This is a genomic window from Nitrosomonas sp. (genome assembly GCF_019752095.1).
Taxonomy (GTDB): Bacteria; Pseudomonadota; Gammaproteobacteria; order Burkholderiales; family Nitrosomonadaceae; genus Nitrosomonas.
The window spans coordinates 1-15,485 of record NZ_JAIEMO010000034.1 but is presented as its reverse complement, the minus strand read 5'-3'; the positions used below and the strand labels follow the sequence as shown (position 1 = coordinate 15,485).

General features: G+C 47.8%; 12 protein-coding genes and 2 tRNA genes. 12 read left to right on the top strand and 2 right to left on the bottom strand.

Annotated elements, in window-relative coordinates:
* Positions 1–341: 341 nt before the first annotated feature.
* From K2Q13_RS10070 to K2Q13_RS10015, 12 genes are all read left to right on the top strand, one after another.
* The gene (locus tag K2Q13_RS10070) at positions 342–6,785 is read left to right on the top strand and encodes an SNF2-related protein (RefSeq protein ID WP_292920934.1); all 6,444 of its coding nucleotides are present in this window, start codon (positions 342–344) and stop codon (positions 6,783–6,785) included.
* Between the two features lie 15 nt (positions 6,786–6,800).
* Positions 6,801–7,217, top strand: coding sequence for a hypothetical protein (locus K2Q13_RS10065; protein WP_292920933.1), 417 nt, complete (start codon positions 6,801–6,803; stop codon positions 7,215–7,217).
* Between the two features lie 85 nt (positions 7,218–7,302).
* A complete protein-coding gene (locus tag K2Q13_RS10060; protein WP_292920932.1) occupies positions 7,303–7,593 on the top strand; it encodes a hypothetical protein in 291 nt (96 codons plus the stop codon).
* Positions 7,594–7,624: 31 nt separating this feature from the next.
* Positions 7,625–7,921 carry a hypothetical protein gene (locus K2Q13_RS10055; protein ID WP_292920931.1) on the top strand — a complete coding sequence of 99 codons (297 nt, stop codon included), beginning with the start codon at positions 7,625–7,627 and terminating at the stop codon, positions 7,919–7,921.
* 54 nt (positions 7,922–7,975) lie between these two features.
* Positions 7,976–9,193 (top strand): hypothetical protein, encoded by a 1,218-nt coding sequence (locus K2Q13_RS10050; RefSeq protein WP_292920930.1) that lies wholly within the window; start codon positions 7,976–7,978, stop codon positions 9,191–9,193.
* A complete protein-coding gene (locus K2Q13_RS10045; protein WP_292920929.1) occupies positions 9,193–10,335 on the top strand; it encodes a hypothetical protein in 1,143 nt (380 codons plus the stop codon). The genes K2Q13_RS10050 and K2Q13_RS10045 overlap by 1 nt, the downstream gene beginning before the upstream one ends.
* A gap of 7 nt (positions 10,336–10,342) precedes the next feature.
* On the top strand, positions 10,343–11,836 hold the full coding sequence (locus tag K2Q13_RS10040; RefSeq protein ID WP_292920928.1) for a hypothetical protein: 1,494 nt from the start codon (positions 10,343–10,345) through the stop codon (positions 11,834–11,836).
* A complete protein-coding gene (locus K2Q13_RS10035; RefSeq protein WP_292920927.1) occupies positions 11,836–12,543 on the top strand; it encodes a hypothetical protein in 708 nt (235 codons plus the stop codon). The genes K2Q13_RS10040 and K2Q13_RS10035 overlap by 1 nt, the downstream gene beginning before the upstream one ends.
* Positions 12,544–12,547: 4 nt before the next feature.
* On the top strand, positions 12,548–13,246 hold the full coding sequence (locus K2Q13_RS10030; protein WP_292920926.1) for a phage tail protein: 699 nt from the start codon (positions 12,548–12,550) through the stop codon (positions 13,244–13,246).
* Between the two features lie 15 nt (positions 13,247–13,261).
* Positions 13,262–13,582: a hypothetical protein gene (locus K2Q13_RS10025; RefSeq protein ID WP_292920925.1), complete on the top strand. Its 321-nt coding sequence runs from the start codon at positions 13,262–13,264 to the stop codon at positions 13,580–13,582.
* 1 nt (position 13,583) lies between these two features.
* A complete protein-coding gene (locus K2Q13_RS10020) occupies positions 13,584–14,513 on the top strand; it encodes a hypothetical protein (RefSeq protein ID WP_292920924.1) in 930 nt (309 codons plus the stop codon).
* 177 nt (positions 14,514–14,690) lie between these two features.
* Positions 14,691–15,140 (top strand): hypothetical protein, encoded by a 450-nt coding sequence (locus K2Q13_RS10015; protein WP_292920923.1) that lies wholly within the window; start codon positions 14,691–14,693, stop codon positions 15,138–15,140.
* 160 nt (positions 15,141–15,300) lie between these two features.
* Here K2Q13_RS10015 and K2Q13_RS10010 read toward each other — a convergent pair.
* Both K2Q13_RS10010 and K2Q13_RS10005 read right to left on the bottom strand, forming a co-directional pair.
* Positions 15,301–15,389 (bottom strand) — tRNA-Leu (locus K2Q13_RS10010).
* A gap of 19 nt (positions 15,390–15,408) precedes the next feature.
* Positions 15,409–15,482 (bottom strand) — tRNA-Cys (locus tag K2Q13_RS10005).
* Positions 15,483–15,485: the final 3 nt, after the last annotated feature.

Genomic DNA, 15,485 nt, shown 5'->3' with positions numbered 1-15,485 from the left:
TTATGCACAAAAATTGATTAAACGTCCGCTTAACACCAAATTATAGTTATGTTTTATATGCAGGTATAAGTCTGTTTCGGGTCGAATACTCACTGTACGATTCGGTCCTGCTTTGAGTTCGAAAGTATCTTATCACGTGTGAGCCAATACAAGTCTATGCTGATAACATCAAGCGACTTTGTCGTATCTTAATTACCAAGTTATACCTTCAACTTCTACCAATGAAATACGCGCTTATAAGGATCAATAGCACGTAGTTGTTCCCCGGAAAACCAAGCAAATAAGGCGTTGCTACGTCTTTATGATAGCGATCATAAATTGCCATCATCAGGACTCAATCAATGATTTCTTTCGCAGAAAAAAGATCCGTTCAGAACACGATATTAGAACAGAACAAGGTACTTGCCAGCAATCCATCATTTAGCGACAAACGGCAAGCGCAAAAGGTCAAATCTGAGGCAATGGTTAGACTTGGTTTGGTTAGCCAGGCATCTACCGAATTTGTGACGCCACAAGAATCAGATCAATTCCCAATTCAGCAAGACATTGAAGATGCTATAGCCCCGCGCGAACCTACCTCCCAATACTACGAGTTTGATCCAAACCGCAAACAATCTCAAAGAAAGCAGGATAACCAGGCCGCCATGGAATTACTTGCACGTATTGACGCGGGTGATATCGATCCTAAGAAGCTGACGGGTGAACAGAAGCTAACGCTGGCCAAATATTCCGGCACCGGCGGAGCATTGATCGGCGCTGATGGCAAGAAAGGCTCGGCTTATGAGTATTACACTCCGAAACCGATAGCTGAGGGTATCTGGACCCTGCTCGAAGAACTTGGGTTCAAGGGCGGCAAAGTTCTTGATCCAAGCGCCGGTGTGGGTATCTTTGGTGCCACGGCACCGTTGAGCGCGGCTATTGATGCGATTGAATTGAACGATACATCAGGCAGGATTAATGGCCTGGTGAACGATGGACCGGGTTATGTTGCAACTGTATCGCCGTTTGAAAAAGTAGCAGCTGCGACTCCTGATGAACATTACGATGCGATTGTAACCAACGTGCCTTTTGGTGGCGTTGCTGATCGTGGTGGTAATCAGTTACATGATGACAGATACCAGAAAGAGCCGCTACAAAATTACTTCATATTAAGGTCGCTTGAGAAACTAAAACCGGGTGGTTTGGCTATCTTTATTACGCCTCCTCGATGCGTGTCCGGCAAGGGTGGTAAAGAAGAAGAGCTGCGCTTGAAAGCAAGTTTTATGGCTGAGTTTATGGGTGCTTATCGTCTGCCTAATTCGGTTTTTGGTACCGCAAGTGCGGATACTATGACCGACGTAATTGCGTTCCGTAAATATGACCGGGAAACGCTGGATAAGATTGCTGAATTGCGCGAACAATCGCCTCAAACCCTGATTGAATCCAATGTGCAGTGGACCACTTTCATTGAAGGCCAGTATTTCAATACCGAAGGCAAGCGCTTTATCCTGGGCGAGTTTGTTGCAAAGGATCCTGAAAAATTCCGTGACGTGGACCGTGTTATGAACCCGGCCAGTATGCCGGAAATAGCCAGAATGCTAAGAAGATTCCCTGATTCCAGAATCGAGTGGGATTTGCTTGGAACCATCGAAACATCACCGATAGTTTACCGTGATGGCGACACCATTACTCAATCCGGGCAAACACTGCAAATGCAGGATGGCCGGTGGGTACCAATGGCTCGTAATGAAGAGAGCGTTGACATGGCGGGATTGCTTGGCAAGTTGGCAAACCCCTATTCCGCATTTGAAAACAGAATCCAATGGGCTGATGCGTCGAAATTATTCGATTACATGAATGACACCTCACAGGCGCTGGATATTCCTGGCTGGATGCGTGCCGCAGTCAATGAGCTCATACGCCTGCCGGATCATGGAGACCGCGCAAAATACTGGAATGCTGGCGTCGTGGGGTTAGCTGTATTTCAGGTGCTTGATGAGCGTTTGAGCGAAGAAACCGGCGTTAAGTACATCGATGAGTATCCCGCTCTATCCGATGCCATGCAGGTTTCCTATTCTGCAGCAAAGAGTCGACCTTCAAGTCTTGGAGGACGAATCCGCGATGCCATGAAGAGAATGGGCAACCATTACCAGAAAAAAACCGGATTCTCTGCGGTATGGCGCGGCGATGTGCAGCAGTCGGTGACACCTCTTGAGATAACGGCTGATTCAGGATTCGAGGGATTACGTTACAAAAGCAGATCGATATGGGCATCGATGGATGATGCCAAAGGCATATTTGGCCATGATTTCAATCCGATTGAGGATAGCAACTGGTGTATTTCTCCCGATGGCCGGCATGTCACACGCGCGGATGATTACTACACCGGCAATTATGCCGATTTCCTGCGTCGGTCCGATGCTGAGATTGCACAGGCAACGGATGAAACGATACGAGCCAAGCTGTTGCGTCAAAAGCTGGATGCCGAAAGTCGGTTGGATAAAATCGATGTTTCCAAACTGACCTTCAATCTTTTTAGTCCATACGTGTCATGCGAGGAAAAAGCTGAATTCCTGCGCCGGTTTGTTCATCCTTCCGCTTCGGTTGTGTTTGATGAAAAAACCGGGCACAAGAATGTTGATATTAACGTTCCCGGCAGCAAACTTTCTGACAATGAAAAATTGCTGAATCGTATTGGCGACTATCTCAAAAACGGCACAATTACCCTGGGCGGGGCAAAGCTTGATATGAGCGATGCTCAAGGTTTGAGCATTCTGCGCAAGAAAGTGGTGACTGCCAATGAACAGTTTAACGGTTGGGTTCGCGGCAACAAGGCCATCATGGACAGGATGCAAGCCAAAGCAGGTGATCCTTCTAAATTGCGCTTCAGACAATCTGATGATGAATCGCCGCTAGCGATCGCAGGAATGAGTGGAGATATTACGCTGCACGGCTACCAGAATGCTTTTGTGCGGCGTATGAGCCGCAATTTCGAGGGTATTAATGGACATGGGGTCGGACTAGGAAAGACCTTCGTTGCACTATCTTCTATTCAGTACGTGCAAAGTATCGGGGTCAAGAATAAAACTTTCATCGTGGTACCGAACTCAGTTCTGTCAAACTGGCGTAAAGAAGCTGCCAGAGCGTATGCCAGCATGGATGATTCGCTATTTATCGGTTTGCGTTTCGATAAAAATGGCAAAGCAACGGTCAGTTCATCCAATTTTGATACTGACCTGGTATCTGTCATGGAAAACAGGCACCGCAAAATATTTATGACACTGGAAGCCTTCGAGCGCATCCGCTTGCGCGAAGAAACAATTCATGAATATGAACTATTCTTGCGCAAAGCTGATGCAAGTTTCTCGTCAAGCGAAGATAAAAAAGCTGATGAGCGTGCGAAAGGCAAGCAATCCGGCCTCATGTCAGTCTTATCATCAAAGACCGGCAGCGCACCATATCTTGAGGATCTGGGTGTAGATAGCATTGTGATCGATGAAGCGCATATGTTTAAAAACTCAGCCGAAACAATCGATTTTAAAAGCGCAAAGTTTCTATCCATGGCGCCGGCAGCAAAGCGCGGAGTCGATGCGCAAGCCAAAGCCTGGTACATACGCGGCAAATCACCATTGGGCGACGGCGTACTGCTGCTGACGGCCACCCCGATCACTAATAGTCCACTGGAAATCTACTCTATGTTGTCGCTGGCTTCAGGGCATGAGCGTGTAAATGATATGTGCCTGGGCATCAAGGGTGCAGATGATTTCATGAACATATTCGTGCAGAAAGAAAATCAGGATGACGTGACGATGGATGGCGTGGCGCGTACCACGGATGTGTTTGTTGGACTCAATAACGTTGAGGTGTTAAGAAAAGCTATTGATGAAACCGCGTCAATCAAAAATGCAGATGATGTGGGCGAACAAATTGTGGTGCCTGACCGTGAAGATAAAGCCTCTCAAGTAACTTTGACCGGAGATATTGTCAGTCGATTGAAATTGTACAAATCAGCCTTTCGTTTTGCGATTGATGAGTTAACTGAAAAAGTTCCTAACCGGGGTAACAAGGATGCTTTTAACGAGGTTTCCAGGCACTTTGGCGAGGACATTGACCTGATCGGCCATCCATTCAATCTGATTAGCAAAATGACCATGCTGATAGCCGATCCAGAACTTGATCAGCGTGCAACTTTCTATACCTTTATTCAGCCCCAGGCCGATAAAGCAAAGGCGGTTATTGATACATTCAACGCCAAGAAAATATCAGAAGAGCGTGCCCGGCCTGGTCCCATGACCACTGAGGATGCAATTATTGGCAAAAAGATAGTGAAAGACTCTTCGGGCGACGGTTATGAGTTGCTAAAGATCGCGGTTCGAGCTCGTATCATTGCTGGAAACAGGATTGTTGTCGATACGATTGACCCAATCAGCCAAAGTGCGTTTGAAGATATGGCCGAAAAGCAAGGTCTTGACCTGGATGTGTCGGTACCGCCAAAACTGGCCGCTATGCTGGAAAACTTTCAGAATGAACAGGCAACCCCGCGGGGAGTTGATGAGAACGGCGGCACGTCATCCATTGTAAAGCAAATCATATTCTGCGACATTCTGCCATTGCATAACAAGATCAAGCGATTATTAGCGAAGCGTGCCGGGGTTCCATCGAGCGCGATAGCGATTATTACCGGCAAAACAAATAATTCACCGGATGAAATTCTTGCGGTCCAGGATGGTTTTAACGCCAACGGAGACGGCAATAAGTACCGGACTGTCATTGCTAACGAAAAAGCTGAAGTGGGTATTAACCTGCAAAAAGGTACTCAGGCCATTCATCATTTAACCATTGGATGGACGCCGGATAGCCTGGAACAGCGCAATGGTCGAGGCGTGCGGCAAGGCAACAAGACTCAGCGCGTTAACGTTTACCACTACGACGCGGACGGCACCTTCGATACTAGCAAACGTTCGATGGTCAACAAAAAGGCCGATTGGATTGGTCAGGTCATGGATATCGATGGTGGTGGATCGGTGGCCGTAACCGGCGGGTTGTCGAAAGAACAAATGGAAGCATTGATTGATACCGTTGGTGATTCAGATGCAATGAAACGCCTGCAGGAAACCATTGCCGCAAAAGAGGCTGAGGCAAGAGCTACGACCAATCGTGAAAAACAGATGATCAATATCGACACGATACGCAAGCAAAGAACGTTCCTCAAAAACAATCCAAGCCCGGCTGAATTCGTTATCCGCAGAATCATTAGCGTGTTTAATTACGAGAAGCAGATTTTGGTTTTGAATGACCGGATTAATAACCCCAAAGCAACCGAATCTGCAGTTGCCAAAAACAAGCAAATATTGTCAGAATTGAAAGCCAGGGTTAATGGCATGAGAAGGCAGATAGAATCATCCGGCAAAATTTACCAGGGTCATCGCAGCCAAAATCAGAACAATCAAAAGGATGAAACTTCAATAGATGATTTCTTTCAGGCCGCTAGAAGGGTTAGCCGACTGAATGATGAAAAAATGGAAGAAATGCTGAAAGGCCAATTGTATCCAAGTTTCTATGTTGACTCCATCGATGACAGTGAAATAGAGAATGAATGGCAAATGGAAGTTGATATGGCTCAGTCCATGATCGATGAGTCAACAGCCAATTTCGTGCGTCAAGCCAGTGAAAAGGGAAGTTACCCGGCTGAAATCGCCAAAGCCACGGCTGAAAGCGATGCTTTTGTAGTTGATGGCAAGCCTATCGTTACCGGCACCTTCTCTCGTCAGAATGACGGTTCACTGGCTATATTCGACGTTTCAAAAGGATACGCCATGAGAGGCATCAAGGACGACAACGGCATCCGCAGGATACCGCTGGTCGAATTCGTTCGGGGCGGTGGAGAATTAATTTATCCTGGCTCCGCTGATTACGACACCCTCTTGAATGACGCGGCCAGTATCGAGGATGAGATCAACGAAAAAGGGTTTCTGGATAACGGTCTCAGCGATATCGTTCCAGAAATAGCGCAGCGAAGAAAAGTTGAAATGATGGCTTCCTACTCGACCCACGGCTACATGCTGCCGCAACCATACTTCCCTTTCGTAATAACGAAAGACAATACAGTCGTAAGGCGGCATATCAAAGAATCACAAAAAACTATTGTGAAGTCGATTCAATACGGATCATTTGTGGCGCCAGCAAGTCTTGCGGTAGTTAAAACGGACGGAATCGACAGTTCTAGCATGATCGCTGCAATGCGTGAATATGCGATTGCCAACAATTTAACCTTAACAATAGATGACTTTGATGGATCTCCTTACAATCTTAGTGCAGCCATCAAGAACCTTATTTCTGCGGATGATTTTGAGGCTGCTCTTACAGGTAGAACGCAGCAGGAAATACGCGAACAGGTAAGTGATTACATGCGCAAAACACTTTACTGGTTCGATTATGAGAACAAGGACCCGTCAGACGATTACTTGCCCCATGAGTTTCGTGTGATTGTAGCTGCCGCAATAAAACGATTGACGGAAGTGAACGCTTCGCAGCAGACCGACAATGAGACTGTCACCATGCAAGACGACGCGGGTGCCAAGATAATCGGCATCCGGATTGATACAACTTCATGGCCTATCATTATGGAGTGGAAGGAATACATAAAAGAGGCGGCTGATGAGGTTGGAGATGGTCGATACAAGTGGGATAAGTTGAACAAGGCTTGGAATGTTTATCAGCCGGTATGGGATAAATTAATGGCTGACAGGCCAAATACAGCGCCAGACATTCTTGTTTTGGTAGACGGAACGCTCTCAAAAATCTAACAAGGGATATTTACAATGAAATTCACTGAATATTTATTTGACGCAGATGTTATCAGCGACATTATCCATGAGCGCAAAAAGAATCTGGTTGCAAACCGTGGATTCTCAAACTTGTTAGCCTTCGGTTTAGGTGTTATCGCTGAAAGGCTTGGTAAGGACCGGCTGAGATACCGGGATTACGGTCCTTACTGGTGGGCTCTCAAGGATGTTATGAATGCAAATGGATATCGTCTTGGAGACCAATCCGATCCACTGATAAAAAATGTTTATCACGGCGATAATGATATCGAAACCATGATTATGGCCGATGAATTTCGCACTGAATATCTGAAATCACAGATGATTCATAGCAATCAGTTCATGCTGGACAGTGAGAGCGGTGAATTCTGGACGATCTTCGATATTGACATGGAATCCCCCGCACGTAAGTAACCCAATACCCGCAATTCCCCTGATAACTTCAATTTCAGGAAAACCGCACCAAAAGCAGTAGCCGTACACCCTTAGTATTCGGTGCATGGCTACTATTACCGGTAACGACATTCAAGACATGGTTTCCCATTGGTTGAAAACTCCAACCAATGGCTACCTTGGCTCTGATTACGGCCAAGATATCAAATCACTCCTGCAAAACCCTCAATCAAGCGGTGAGCCCGAGGCCGTGCTGCAGAAACTACGTGTAGATGTGCCGGTAATACAGTCCATCCCTGACGGATCAGTCAATTTATACAGCGTGCAAACTCCTCCTGATCGACTTGATTTGGTAATTGAAGTTGCCGGTCAAGGCATTCAGGTTCCGGGCTTGTGAATATTTTTATTTCTTAATTCAAGGAAGAACCATGCCTACTGATTACCTCGATATTGAAGGAAACGAAGAAATTGCAGGATTACCATCCCTTTCATCAACCCCAGGTGCCACCAATGCGCTGCCATGTGGCTTCTATGATGTGATCGGCACCGTGCCTTTCGCTTTAATGGTTGATGAGGACGTGAGCGCATTAACTTATGCCAACAAAAAAGGTTACTTGGTACCAGCGAACCAGACCGCAACCGTCAGAGTTAGAAAGGATCGCAAAATCGGATTTGTTTCCAGTGGCGATGAGGGTGTTATCCATATCCACAAGGTATCGCAGTAAAGAGATCGGTTTTATATCACTTTTTATCGTCAACAACTACCTTTGAGGTAAGACATGCCTAGATTTATCAATATCCCCGCAGCGGAAGGGATAGCCGGACCAACCGGACCTAAAGCAGGGCCGCCCTTTATCTATAGCGTCAATACGGCTGACCAGAATCCCGGTGGAGGCTATTTCAGATTGAGTGATGCAGATGTCAGCGGCACCAATTTTATGTATTTCAACGCCACTACCAGTGATGGCTACGACATGACTGATGACTTCGGTGCTTACGAAGTTGGCGGCAGATTGTATTTTGAGCAAAGCGTTGGAAATAAACGCGCTACCTTCCTGATAACGTCAATAGAGTTCAAGACCACTTACTGGAAAATTGGTGTCGTTTATATCTCTGGGGTTAATTTTGTGGCAGGTAATTATGTTTTAACCTACTACGATACCGCAGAAACCCGTACTTATACCGATCTTGCTGATCCATCTTTGCCGCCAGCCGTCTCCAATCCGGGCATGGCAGTTATTCTTGATAACATAAGCGGTAACGCTACCGGGCAAAAGTGTTTGGCAGTGTCAGACGGCAGTGTATACAACGTGGTTGGAAGGGTTGCCATACTGCATGATAACGAAACCCATGCTCTTGTTTTTCCTAATACCAGCATAACCTGGACTGCGAGCGATGTGGATGGATTCACCAAACTGGTTGCCAGTGGGCCGCACGGGCTGACAGGCGGAGTGTGTGATGGTAAGGCGAATTTGCATATCGGTACGGCTTCAACCGGTTTTGAGTTAAATGATCTGCTGGCCATAACTACCATTAACAATACCACGGACATCCAGACCAGTTTTCCCTGGCCTGGTGGAACCCCGGATGCACCGATTATTTCCGCAGTTGGTGCCACGGGCCAACTCAAGCCCACAAAAACACCTCCGCTTAGAGCGAATAGCCGCATTATTATTGATGCTAACTATATCGCTTCTGGAAGCGGGGCTAAAACGGTTGTTGTCAAGTTGGGTGGTAACGACATCTTTACTCCACCCAACATCACCACGGCAACGACTCTGCATATTCCTGTTGAGGTTTACAACAAAAACGCAACAGACTCACAGGAGACTCGCGTCAGCATAGCTTCTGCCACAGGTTATGGAACAGGCGCACCTGGGGCAGCGTTTGCTGTAGAAACAAGTAGCGGTGCGGCAGATATAACTTTTAATTTTAGCGCTGCTTCTGTTAACGAGCTGATAGGTGTTCGCAGCCGCCTGATAGAGTTGGTGCACTAATGGCCGCCGGGTTATTCTCTCGATCTGCACGCCGGATCAATCGAAAAGAGGTATTTATACCTGGTTTCGGAATCAAGTTTCCACGCTCCGCGTATAACAACCTCGATAGTGCTGGCGCATATAGCTGGGGTGGCATCGGTGGCCTCAAATCCAAACTGGACGGCAATCCTAATTGGAGATTCGTGCAGCTTGAATTGAGCGCAGGTGAAATTGTTATCGCACCCGGCGTTTATGACTGGGCCAAGCTGGATAGCAGGATCGATGATCTGAGAAGTCGCGGTGTTAAGGCTGGATTGATGTTTCAGCAGCGCGAGTTTGATGTTTCACCCACCACGGGCGGCAACGACGTTCGATTGCTACTTCCAGATCATCTGGTATCAGTACAGGGAAGTTGGAGCGGAACGGGTACTGCGCACACCCGTTATGCCGGATGTTTGGGCATAGAGCCGGGACAAGGGCAGGGAAGCGGCAACAGGGGTTATGTCCTGCAATACAGCGATACCATGATTCAGGACTGGCACAGAGAGTGGTTCGCCGCTGTCGCTGCCAAGTATGACGATGATCCGGATGTTATGTTTGTCGGTACCAGTGAGTCCAGCTACGGAACGGTGACCATACCATTCGGCCATTCATTGAATCCTGAATCCATTGCCAGTATGCAAGCGGGACGGATTCAGATGGTGCAGGATTTGAAAGCCGCTTTCAAAAACACAGCGGTTTATCACGATCTAAACCAGACGAAGCAACTGGCTGAGGATTGGTATCTGAATCACGCTCAAAGTCAGCATGTTTGGCTAAGTGCAAGCAATACGCACTGGAATGCCTCTACCAACGCGGTGGCCTCGGGAGGAACGCCAAAGGGTGCGCTACGCTACTACCAGGACTTCAATGGGATTTTGCCGAAGTTTACGCAGTGGCAAGGGGATGATTTTGATGAAATCAACCCGGCAACAGGCGCGCTTCATACCATGCAGGATTTCCATGATCGCCTGACCAGTGCGTACATTGGTGCAAATATGTGTCTGATCCAATACAAATTAACTGCTCCATCGGGGCGGGTATTTTCGGATTACGACAACTTTATCAAAACGCTGCCATTGGACGGTGGGCTGATAACGGTACGGCCGCTGTACATTCTATAGCTAAAAAATGCTCACAAAATCAGACTTCCAGAAAGCAATTGCTGACTCGATAACGAATTATCCTGATATTGCAGCGCTGTATCAGGCCGGTGATCCGCGCATAATACAAAACCTCGATGCCATGGCCGCAATGCTGGCCATGTTTTCATCCCAATTAGAGACCGCAATGGCAGAGCCGTTTGAGAAGGTGCGCGATGGCACCGTTCTGGCGGATGCCGCGTTGCGTGGCGTGATAAGAAAGGCAAGCCCGGGGCGTGTCAGGGTTTCGGTTAAAAACAACAACACAACTGCATTCACGGTGGACACCGGCAGAACAATCATTGATTCAGCCGGATTACCTTACATTATTGAAACAACCGCTGTTGTCGCCGCTGGCGGTACCGGCACGTTCGATGCCATACAATTAAAGAAAGAAATCATAACTCATACGGTTTCCGGTAGCGCTCCCTTCTATCCAATAGAGATACCGGCGCCAAGCGACGATAGTCACCTGAGCGGCATTTCTGTTAGCGATTCAGGTGGAGAGTACGTTTATCGTGAGCGCTATACCAACACATGGCCGGATGAGCGAGTATTCCACGTTGAAGCGGATGACAGGCAGAGCATTTATGTGCGTTTTGGGCAGACCGATATAGTTGGTATCCAGCCTGCTGACGGAAAAGTAATAACCGTAACAATTTCCCGTACAGCCGGTGAAATATCGCCAGCTTCGGGCTCGCCATTCTCTTTCGAGTATCTGAATTCTCCCACTGAATCGTTGGTTGATCTGACCATGAGCGCTCTTCTCGACAAAGGGCAGAATCCACCTAGCATGACTACCTTGCGCGACCTAGTTAAATACCCTTCCGTCTACAATCACAACGCGGTTTTCCTGGGTGAGTTCGATTTTGTGGTGCGGCGTGCATACAGCAATACTCAATTCCTGTCGGTCTGGAATGAAGTCATCGAGGAAACGATACGCGGGGCGAGTGTTGACAATATCAATACGCTATTTGTGGCGTGCGTGTCAGCTGACGGTACAGAAACCGTATTGGTAGAGACTGATCCAGAAACGCCGGTTGCCCCATCGTTTATTAATGAGTTGGATTTAACGGCCACTCAAAAGGGCGTGCGTAGCGTAATCCTGGCAGCCGATGACAGTTACCGGGTTAGATTCATGACTCCGGTCCGGTCAGAAATACCAATGACAATTACTGCGACCATATCAGCAGCTTATGTTGCAAGTGATGTGCGGTCTAAAATTATTGAAACAATCATTGCTGAATACGGCGAATCTCAGCCCGGATCAAGGCGCGGCACAGTTAAACCACTTTACAAAAGGGTTTACGCTCTACTGAAAGAAAAAATACCGGCTTTATCCGATGCTAATGCGGATATCAAGGTAAGTATTGCCGAATACGCAGGGGAATACCGGCCGGAACTATGGAGTTTTGTATCGCCTGCCAGCCTAACAGTTACCGTTACGGCGGTTAATGTCCTGCCGCCGGCGTGGGGTAATTAATGGATTTCCCTAATGCGAAGTTGCCCAATCTAACGCCGCTCAAAAATAGTTTTGTTGCCGATGATATTGAAAACGATCTGCGCAATTTATTCATCGATCTGTTTGAAGAGATGATTGCTGGCACTGCTTTTGATGCAAACGTTTTGGGCAATGGCCAGCTTGGCTCAATGGACTTGATACGAAAACTGGTAAACGTTGATGGATTGGCTTTGATCGATGGCGCAAGAGAAGAAACCGCAACCCGCTATCTGTACAAGGCATGGAAATCAAGAAACAAGAACGGGCGCGGCTTTCACTTCCTCAAAACATACCTGCAACTGTTATTTCCGAACGCTTTCGTTGTCGAGCAAATGGCTCAAGCTAAGGCTGAAGATTATCCAACTGATCTTATGCCTCTTGCAAGGTCAGATAACACGCGGTTTTCTACAAGCAGGGTCAGAGTGTCAATTGATGCCTCCAAGACTACTTGGGAAAATGTCATCAAAATGGACCCTATACTGCGTTCTATAATCCCTGCAAGATTAGTTCTTTACTTCGCTTTGCTTACAACTTGGAGAAAAACTAACTACATAGGAGCCGCAATGCTTGGTGGCACGATATCAACCGTTTATCCGGCTGCATCGCAACCTTCTGAACATTCCTGGCAATTAAACACTGGCGCGGCAATGGTAAGCGTCTCGATTAATGTAATCTATCCAAAACCCTAAATTCATGGCCAATATTTACTACACACTACTTACTGACGTTGGAGCTGCTGCAATGGCTTACGGCGCGGTTAACGGTGAGCCTGTTGTCTTATGCGATGTCGCCCTTGGCGATGGTAACGGATCGGTGCCAGCGCCAACCAGAACATCCACGGCACTTGTTAATGAAGTTTACAGGGCGGGGATAAACTCTATCACGCTGCATCAAGACAATCCGTCTTGGTATATTGTTGAATTGGTTGTGCCGCCCGATGTGGGTGGATTCACTGTTCGAGAATTCAGGATCGATGACGCAGCCGGAAACGCCATTTATATCGGTAACATGGCGCCTGAAACAAAGCCTGTTTTACCCGAAGGCATGACGCGGGATAGCATTTATAGGTTAATTGTTGAAACCAGTAATGCAGCAACCATCAATTTAACGGTCGATAACAGTATCGTGATAGCGACGCATCAATATGTTACCGATAGGATGGACGAGCATTTAGCCGATGCTGACCCTCATCCTCAGTACGCCAAAGATACTGACTTGCAAGCTCACGTTGAAGCATCCGACCCGCATCCTCAGTACGCAAAAGATACTGATTTGGCTGATCATGAAGCCGATGTCGACCCTCACCCACAATATCTCACTGCCGCTGAATTGGTTGCGTATCTTGCGTTAACAAGAAAACCGGCAACCAGATCCTATTTTGCAAATATTTAACGGAGATTTATAAAAATGGCGTCAGGGAAAATATGGTCAGGAACGCTACCGAATGCCTCAAACCAGGATACGGGTGCAGCTGCTGCAGGAAAGATTCGCACGGCCAGCATTAACGTTGTCAATAACGGTGCTACCGATGCTCATTTGAAAGTTTATATCTCAACATCAGCATCCCCAACTAATGCAGATCTGATAGAAGCCGACAACATGTTGATACCGGCACACGGCATATACAAGGTTACTGGCGAGATAGTGGGCCCAGGGGAAAGGATTGTTCTACGTGCAGATACTGCAAACTGCATAGCGCGAGTCACGGCGTTTGAGGAGGATTTATAAAATGAGATTTTTAACGGGCGAATCGAGCTTAGGTTCAGTTCAAGAGCAAAGTAAATTAATCAACGCAACCAAAGTTGTGGGTGCTGGCTATATGGGCGAATTCGGTAGTGGCCTGTGGCAGGTTTTTGGGGCGTCAGGAACTTTCATTGCTCCTGACGCTAATATTCGAGTGCGTGTGGTTGGTGGTGGAGGTGGCGGCAAGGCTGCTGGTGGCGGTGGTGGCGGTGGCGGGTATGCTCACGGAGAATTCGCCGTTACTATAGGTGCCAGTTATACGGTCACTGTTGGGGCCGGTGGCGCGGCTACAGTATCAGGCGGAACAAGTTCTTTCGACTCTCTTATATCCGCTACCGGAGGCGCTGGAAACTCTGGCTCAGGATCGGTTGCGGGTGGGAGTGGAACGGGTGGGGATTTCCAGGCCAATGGCGGAGCATCTGGAGCCACTGCCGGGAGCGGCGGAGGGGGCGCTGGTTCGCAATTGGGAACTGGTGGAAAATCTGGCGCTTCACCTGCGTCCGGTGGTGGTGGTTGCGGAGGTGGAGACACCGGAGCTGTTGTTAGTGGAGGTGGAAGTCCTTTTTCGACTCTGGTTTCATCGCCCTCTGGTGGCGCAGACATAGCTGGTGGAAGGGCTGATGCAAACGGCGTTGTTGGAGCGGTTAATCCGATTGGTGCCTCAATAAGATTCCCTTTTGATTGCTTTACTGGCGGTGGCGGTCATTACGAAACAGTGGGAACCTCTGGTGGTAACGGAGCTGGCGGTGCTGGCGGTGGAGATGGTGGTGTCGGTGGCAACGGTGGCGGTGGTGGTGGTGCGAACGGAGGCTCGGGCAGCGGAGGTAAAGGTGGCGTAGGAGGAGGTGGCGGAGGAACATCTACAGCCGGTTCTGGCGGAGCAGGTGGTAACGGGATTGTTATCGTAGAATGGTAACTATTAACGAGAGTTGCGGAAATTGCATCTATTTCCTTGATTCTGGCAATGAGGCTGGATTTTGTAGAAGGGGTCCGGCCACACCTGTTGTGATCGATAACCAAGTAATTTCACACTTTCCTTACATGCTTTCTAATGGATGGTGCGGTGAATTCAAAACAAGAGGCGAGTTAAAAAATGAGTAAATTTGCGCGACTGGTTAATAATGTAGCTATTGACGTTGTGGGTGGTAATCCGGCTGATTATTTCCATCCGGATATCGCCGCTCAATTCGAGGCGGTTCCGAACGAGGTTGAAGCCGGGTGGATATTTGATGATGATGTTTGGTCTGCCGGAGAATCTAACTCTACCCCGGAAGCAGAAGTTCTCCAACCTATTGGTGTGATTAAGTTTAAATTACTCTTTACATCACCAGAACGTATCAAAGCCAAGGAGCTACGAGCAACCGATCCGATTATTGATGACTTTTGGTCAATTCTGGATGATCCTAGAACGGATAAGGTGGATATGAGTCTGGCATCGATTCAGGATGCGATCGAATATACTTTGACTGTGATCAATGGGGCAGGTTTAACTACTGACGTGGAAGCACGTAAGGCGGCTATTTTGTCAGGGCAATTAATTTAAAGATTGCCTTCCAAGAAAAACCCGCTTCTGCGGGTCATTTTGTATACCAATTTAGCAATAGAATGGATTGTAGCTATATGGAATTGCGGAACAGACTATTTTTTTGCGGAACAGATTGAACTTTGCTGAGCGCGTAATCTTGGTGTAACTTATTGATTATTGGTGCCCGGGGCCGGAATCGAACCGGCACGGGCGTTTCGGCCCGAGGGATTTTAAGTCCCTTGTGTCTACCAATTTCACCACCCGGGCGATAGAAATTTTAGATCGATGGAGGCGGGGGTCGGAATCGAACCGGCGTAGACGGCTTTGCAGGCCGCTGCATGACCACTCTGCCACCCCGCCATT

Excerpts from the sequence above, each read along its gene's own strand:
- K2Q13_RS10055 (WP_292920931.1), top strand. The coding sequence starts at position 7,625 with ATGCCTACTGATTACCTCGATATTGAAGGAAACGAAGAAATTGCAGGA.
- K2Q13_RS10035 (WP_292920927.1), top strand. The coding sequence starts at position 11,836 with ATGGATTTCCCTAATGCGAAGTTGCCCAATCTAACGCCGCTCAAAAAT.
- K2Q13_RS10045 (WP_292920929.1), top strand. The coding sequence starts at position 9,193 with ATGGCCGCCGGGTTATTCTCTCGATCTGCACGCCGGATCAATCGAAAA.
- K2Q13_RS10070 (WP_292920934.1), top strand. The coding sequence starts at position 342 with ATGATTTCTTTCGCAGAAAAAAGATCCGTTCAGAACACGATATTAGAA.
- K2Q13_RS10030 (WP_292920926.1), top strand. The coding sequence starts at position 12,548 with ATGGCCAATATTTACTACACACTACTTACTGACGTTGGAGCTGCTGCA.
- K2Q13_RS10020 (WP_292920924.1), top strand. The coding sequence starts at position 13,584 with ATGAGATTTTTAACGGGCGAATCGAGCTTAGGTTCAGTTCAAGAGCAA.
- K2Q13_RS10040 (WP_292920928.1), top strand. The coding sequence starts at position 10,343 with ATGCTCACAAAATCAGACTTCCAGAAAGCAATTGCTGACTCGATAACG.
- K2Q13_RS10065 (WP_292920933.1), top strand. The coding sequence starts at position 6,801 with ATGAAATTCACTGAATATTTATTTGACGCAGATGTTATCAGCGACATT.
- K2Q13_RS10060 (WP_292920932.1), top strand. The coding sequence starts at position 7,303 with ATGGCTACTATTACCGGTAACGACATTCAAGACATGGTTTCCCATTGG.
- K2Q13_RS10015 (WP_292920923.1), top strand. The coding sequence starts at position 14,691 with ATGAGTAAATTTGCGCGACTGGTTAATAATGTAGCTATTGACGTTGTG.
- K2Q13_RS10050 (WP_292920930.1), top strand. The coding sequence starts at position 7,976 with ATGCCTAGATTTATCAATATCCCCGCAGCGGAAGGGATAGCCGGACCA.
- K2Q13_RS10025 (WP_292920925.1), top strand. The coding sequence starts at position 13,262 with ATGGCGTCAGGGAAAATATGGTCAGGAACGCTACCGAATGCCTCAAAC.